The sequence below is a fragment of the Sphaerothrix gracilis Ecp01 genome (assembly GCF_030405905.1).
GTDB classification, from domain to species: domain Bacteria; phylum Cyanobacteriota; class Cyanobacteriia; order Phormidesmidales; family Phormidesmidaceae; genus Sphaerothrix; species Sphaerothrix gracilis.
In genome coordinates this window covers 1-4,658 of record NZ_JASATW010000072.1, presented here as the reverse complement: position 1 = coordinate 4,658, position 4,658 = coordinate 1, and the positions used below count along the sequence as shown (strand labels likewise).

General features: G+C 47.6%; 4 protein-coding genes. 2 read left to right on the top strand and 2 right to left on the bottom strand.

Translation table 11 applies throughout. The annotated features are described in order from the left end of the window. On the top strand, positions 1 to 246 hold a 246-nt coding region (locus tag QJQ48_RS27520), incomplete at its 5' end, for a transposase (RefSeq protein ID WP_346294415.1). Between the two features lie 1,697 nt (positions 247 to 1,943). Here the strand turns inward: QJQ48_RS27520 and vapC are convergent. Together vapC and QJQ48_RS27510 are read right to left on the bottom strand one after the other, a co-directional pair. Further along, positions 1,944 to 2,351, bottom strand: coding sequence for a type II toxin-antitoxin system tRNA(fMet)-specific endonuclease VapC (gene vapC, locus QJQ48_RS27515; protein ID WP_346294414.1), 408 nt, complete (start codon positions 2,349 to 2,351; stop codon positions 1,944 to 1,946). Further along, positions 2,348 to 2,581 carry a DUF2281 domain-containing protein gene (locus QJQ48_RS27510; RefSeq protein ID WP_346294413.1) on the bottom strand — a complete coding sequence of 78 codons (234 nt, stop codon included), beginning with the start codon at positions 2,579 to 2,581 and terminating at the stop codon, positions 2,348 to 2,350. Before QJQ48_RS27510 ends, vapC begins: the two co-directional genes overlap by 4 nt. A 1,111-nt stretch (positions 2,582 to 3,692) precedes the next feature. On the opposite strand from QJQ48_RS27510, the gene QJQ48_RS27505 reads away from it, so the two are divergent. Then, positions 3,693 to 4,658 (top strand): DDE-type integrase/transposase/recombinase (locus QJQ48_RS27505; protein WP_346294412.1); only part of this gene is annotated, 966 nt, incomplete at its 3' end.

Genomic DNA, 4,658 nt, shown 5'->3' with positions numbered 1-4,658 from the left:
TGGTTGATAGAGGTAGAGCAAAGCGGGATAAGAGCGCTAGTTCAGTTTGCTAAGGGGATACGAGAAGATTACGAGGCCATCAGAGCGGCCTTGACGCTAGAGGTGAGTAATGGGCCGGTGGAGGGGCAAGTGAACCGTTTGAAGATGATTAAGCGGCAGATGTACGGGCGAGCGGGCCTTGAGTTGTTGAGAAAACGGTTGATATTATCGCAAGTTCCCGACAGCGGAGTTTGTTTGCAGAGGTAATTGAGCAAGCGTATTCAGAGAGCTTTTAGTTGACGTCTACTCGACAGGCTGACAATGAGAGCGGCTACCAAACATGTTCTATTTAAGAAAAATGAGAAATTAAATACAAGTTGCAGCTCTTGATTCCATTAAGCGATCGCTAAGCCTTTCCCCACCCAATACCCGCTAGCTAATCGCCAGCACGTTATCAGCGATCGCCTTTTGTGAGTTCTGCTAGCTTTTCTAGTACGTGATCGCCAAACATGTTCTTTTCTTTAGTATGCAAGTGTCGAGGGTTCTTTTTCACTTTAGGTGAAGCTTTAGAGAGAAGCAGCGCAACGTGAATGCAAGGAGGAAATATGGTTCTGTCGCAAAAACTCAGGAGTAATAGATTAGGAGATTGCCGGGCGTAAGCCGACGACAGATGATTCCATGCTCATGTCTAAACTGAGTGAGCTTTTGAGCTGCGCAGGCATGAAAGAAAGCGGGCTTGAGGGTATCAATTTTGTGTTCAAGTTCAGCGAGTTGCAATCGCAGGTCGATCATTTGATCGATGACGCTGTCAGAGACAGGGCTATCTACATTCATAGAGGCAGAGAGGAGTTTTCTTGCCTATCATGCTACGAAACGGCCTATGCCAAGCTTCTAGAAAGTTCGAGTTCTCCAAGCTCCTAAGAAACAACAACAGTCCCTCACTACCAGCGATCGCGTGAATGATAGTTTCCAAGTCAATAACGCGATCGCCCGAGGACTGATACAAAGTAGAGTAAGAGCAGCCAGCGATCGCTTTTGTGGGCTCGACACAGAGTCCGAAGAAGGGATGGCCCCAGGGTTCTGCAGCACACTAAGAATGCTTGTAAGCTCTCCTTGAGCTTAGCGCGATCGCATCCGAAAAGAAGCCGATAGGATAGCACCCGCGTTCTGTCTCCTATGCAAGTGAAAGGCACAATATGTACACGCTGAATGTACACTCAAAATATACGCTTAAAGTAAACAAGTTGAATGCATACATACATCTTTATGCGTATTTCAACGCAGAGGCAAGAAGCGATCGCATGAGCAAAGACGCTAAAACGCTTACACAGCAACGCTTTTACGAAATAAAGCAAATACAGAAGAGGGCTTGCAAGTATAAAAGCGATCGCATTACAGCGTATAGAACAACAGCACAGCAACACACAAGCGCATAAGCAACATAGCGATCGCAGTGCCAGCAACGTTTTTTGGATTTCTGTCGAGTGCCACGTTATTTGATAAGCCATTGAGTGTTTGTGCCTCGCTAAATGTCACGAGGGCACTGAAGGAGTTGCTTTATAAGGTTTTGAGATAAAGGTATACATTTCATTTTTGATCTGGTTAGCGATCGCAGTTACATGAAGCCAAACGCCTCAAAGCTATGTTTTATGAGGAATAGCGGTGTGAGTGTCAAATATCGTGGCACTGAAGTGATGCTAAATAACGTGGCATTAATTATGAGGTTGAGAAAGGGACCAAAGCCCTACTGTATGAAGGATAGAGACCAGTTTAAGTAAAACAGCTGTCAGAGTTGTCAGATGACAAATAGCGAGGCACGTGAGAACGCCCAAAAAAGTGAAGAGTGTGAGTTGATTACGACCTGGCGGATAGAGGAGCTGACGGTTGAAGAGCACTGTCGCTTTAGGGTGATATCGCGCTTGCAATGAGTGATTGAATGATGTCCCTTAGTCTGGTAGGTGACCTTAGGACTCAAGTTCCCAGTCCTCATAAACCAAACCTTCCACCCGGCCAAATTCACGCGTGTTGTGGGTGACCACTATGAGTTCATAGGCTAGAGCGATCGCGGCAATTTGCAGATCGTAGCCGCCGATGGGCGTTCCATTGCGATGTAAGTTGGCTCTGATGCGTCCAGCAATCTTGGCGGCTGGTGGATCAAAGCTTAAGAGTGTGAACTGTGAGAAAAATCTGGATAGTTTAGGCAGATTCTTTTGAGTCTTGTTACCGCGATAGGCTCCGTAGAACAGCTCAAGCTGAGTGATTGTGGAAATGTAGATATTTTCTGGTTGCTGCTGAGCGAGTTTTTGTGTGACTCGGTGGTTATCGCCATTTAAGAGCTTGATGCAGACGTTAGTGTCAAGGAGATAGGTCACAGGAGCTCCTCACGTTCCTCGTAGCTTGGCTGAGGCTCTCGGGTAAGCGGATTGCCTTCCCAGCTACCGATAACGTCTTCAAAGAAGTTTGGCTGCCAACCTGATGGGACCGTAGGTTGTGTTTGAGCGTAACGCTGGTTGAGAAATAGAACGAAGTCAAATACTTCTTGCAGCAGAGCAGAGGGCGTTCTCTCGAGTTCCTGGATGAGTTTTTGTTTGACAGTGTCCATGAGTGTCAGCCTCACTGAGACTATAGTTGCGTGTCTTTTCTAAATAAAGTTTAGTTGATCTGAATATTTGCTTTTATCAGCCAGATGAGTAATTCAATACAAGTTATGGCTCTTGGTCAGCTTGCTTATTGTCAGAACGTTATAGGCGATCTGAATGTTCGCTTTTCTTTGAGCGATCGCCCGCATGATAGTTTTCCAAGTCAATAGCGCGATCGCCCGAGAGCGTTTTGCACCGATACAAAGTAGAGTAAGCTGAGCCAGCGATCGCCTTTGTGGGCTCGACACAGAGTCCGAAGAAGGGATGGCCCTAGGGTTCTGCAGCACACTAAGAATGCTTGTAAGCTCTCCTTGAGCTTAGCGCGATCGCATCCGCAAGGAAGCCGATAGGATAGCACCAGTGCTCTGGCTCCTATGCAAGTGAAAGACACAGTATGTACACATTAAGTATACGCTCAAAACATGTATTCAAAGTAAGCAAGTTTAATGCATGTATATAGCTTCATGCGTGTCTCAACGCAGAAGCAAGAAGCGATCGCGCAAGTAAAGACGCTAAAACGCTTATACAGCAACGCTTTTACGAAATAAAGCAAATACAGAAGAGGGCTTGCAAGTATAAAAGCGATCGCATTACAGCGTATAGAACAACAGCATGGCAACGCACAAGCGTATAGACAACACAGCGATCGCAGTGCCAGCAACGTTTTTTGGAATTTGTCGAGTGCCAAGTTATTTAATAATTTAGGGAATCAGTGTCAAGATAAGTAGTAATAGATTCTTGTAAGCTTTGATTTGCCTGTAGGATAGCGATCGCGACTGTCAGGATTGCCGCGAATTTTTTATCAATAGCCAATGATCTGCGAGATATCTAGAGTGCCTGTATTGGCCTGATTACAGCGTTTATTATCAAACAAACTGGCACAAGTTAGTTATTAAATACTGTGGCACGGTATATCATAATAAAACGAACCCAAAAGCGTTTCTGGTTGGTAGATAGAAGCGATCGCGATTTCAGGTATTGAGGCTATGGATATTATTAAATAGAGTGGCACATGAAATAGAGTCAAAAAGGGAAAAATTGTCATCCTCAATAGAGGCCTCTATCCCAGTGGAGATGCCTTTACTAAAGGAACTGCCGTCTGAAGTGAAGCAGCGATCGCAGGTATTGCAACGACTGTCAGGGGTCTCAAAACGTGAGGCTAAAAAGCAAGCGGCCCAGGAGCTAGGACTACACGAGAGCAGCATTTACCGGCTAAAACGGCAATATAAGCAACAAGGCATTGAGGGTCTAAAACGGCGTGAGCGCTCAGATAAGGGAGATCGGCGTGTGAGCGAAGAGTGGCAAAAGTTCATTGTCAAGACGTACCGCCAGGGCAACCGGGGTAGCCGCCAAATGAGCCGTTCCCAGGTAGCGAAACTGGTGGAAAGCCGCGCCGCCGAAGTGGGTGAGAGTGGCTATCCCAGCCGCCGAAGTGTCTACCGCATCTTAGCGGGCGAAATAGCCGAACGCGAGAAAAAGCAGAAGAAGCGATCGCTTGGATGGCCAGGAGAGCAGCATCAGATTACGACCCGCGCCGGCAGCGAGATTGCGATTGAATATAGCAACCAGGTGTGGCAATGCGATCATACCCAAGCCGACATCCTGGTTGTTGATTCTCATGGAGAAGTCTTGGGTCGCCCCAACCTAACGACCGTTGTTGATACCTACTCCAGATGTATTGTCGGGATACACCTGGGACTGGAAAAACCCAGTGCTGCCGTCACTTGCCTAGCTCTGCGGCACGCCATCCTGCCGAAACAGTACCGCCACGCCTACCAGCCCAAGCAGCTCTGGGAAACCTACGGCGTGCCTGAGTACCTGTATACCGATGGCGGCAGCGACTTCACCTCAGAGCACCTAGAGCAGGTTGCCAGTAGACTGGGTATCGTCTTAGAGTTGCGCCGCCGCCCGGCTGAAGGCGGTATCGTCGAACGTCCCTTCGGTACGCTCAATAGCGAATTCTTCTCGACACTGCCGGGCTATACGACCCGGCGAGTCAAACCCCGGCTGAGTCAGGTCAAAGCAGACGCCTGCTTAACG

Bases quoted from the DNA above. Each gene is read 5' to 3' on its own strand.
- QJQ48_RS27510 (WP_346294413.1), bottom strand. From the start codon at position 2,581: ATGGACACTGTCAAACAAAAACTCATCCAGGAACTCGAGAGAACGCCC.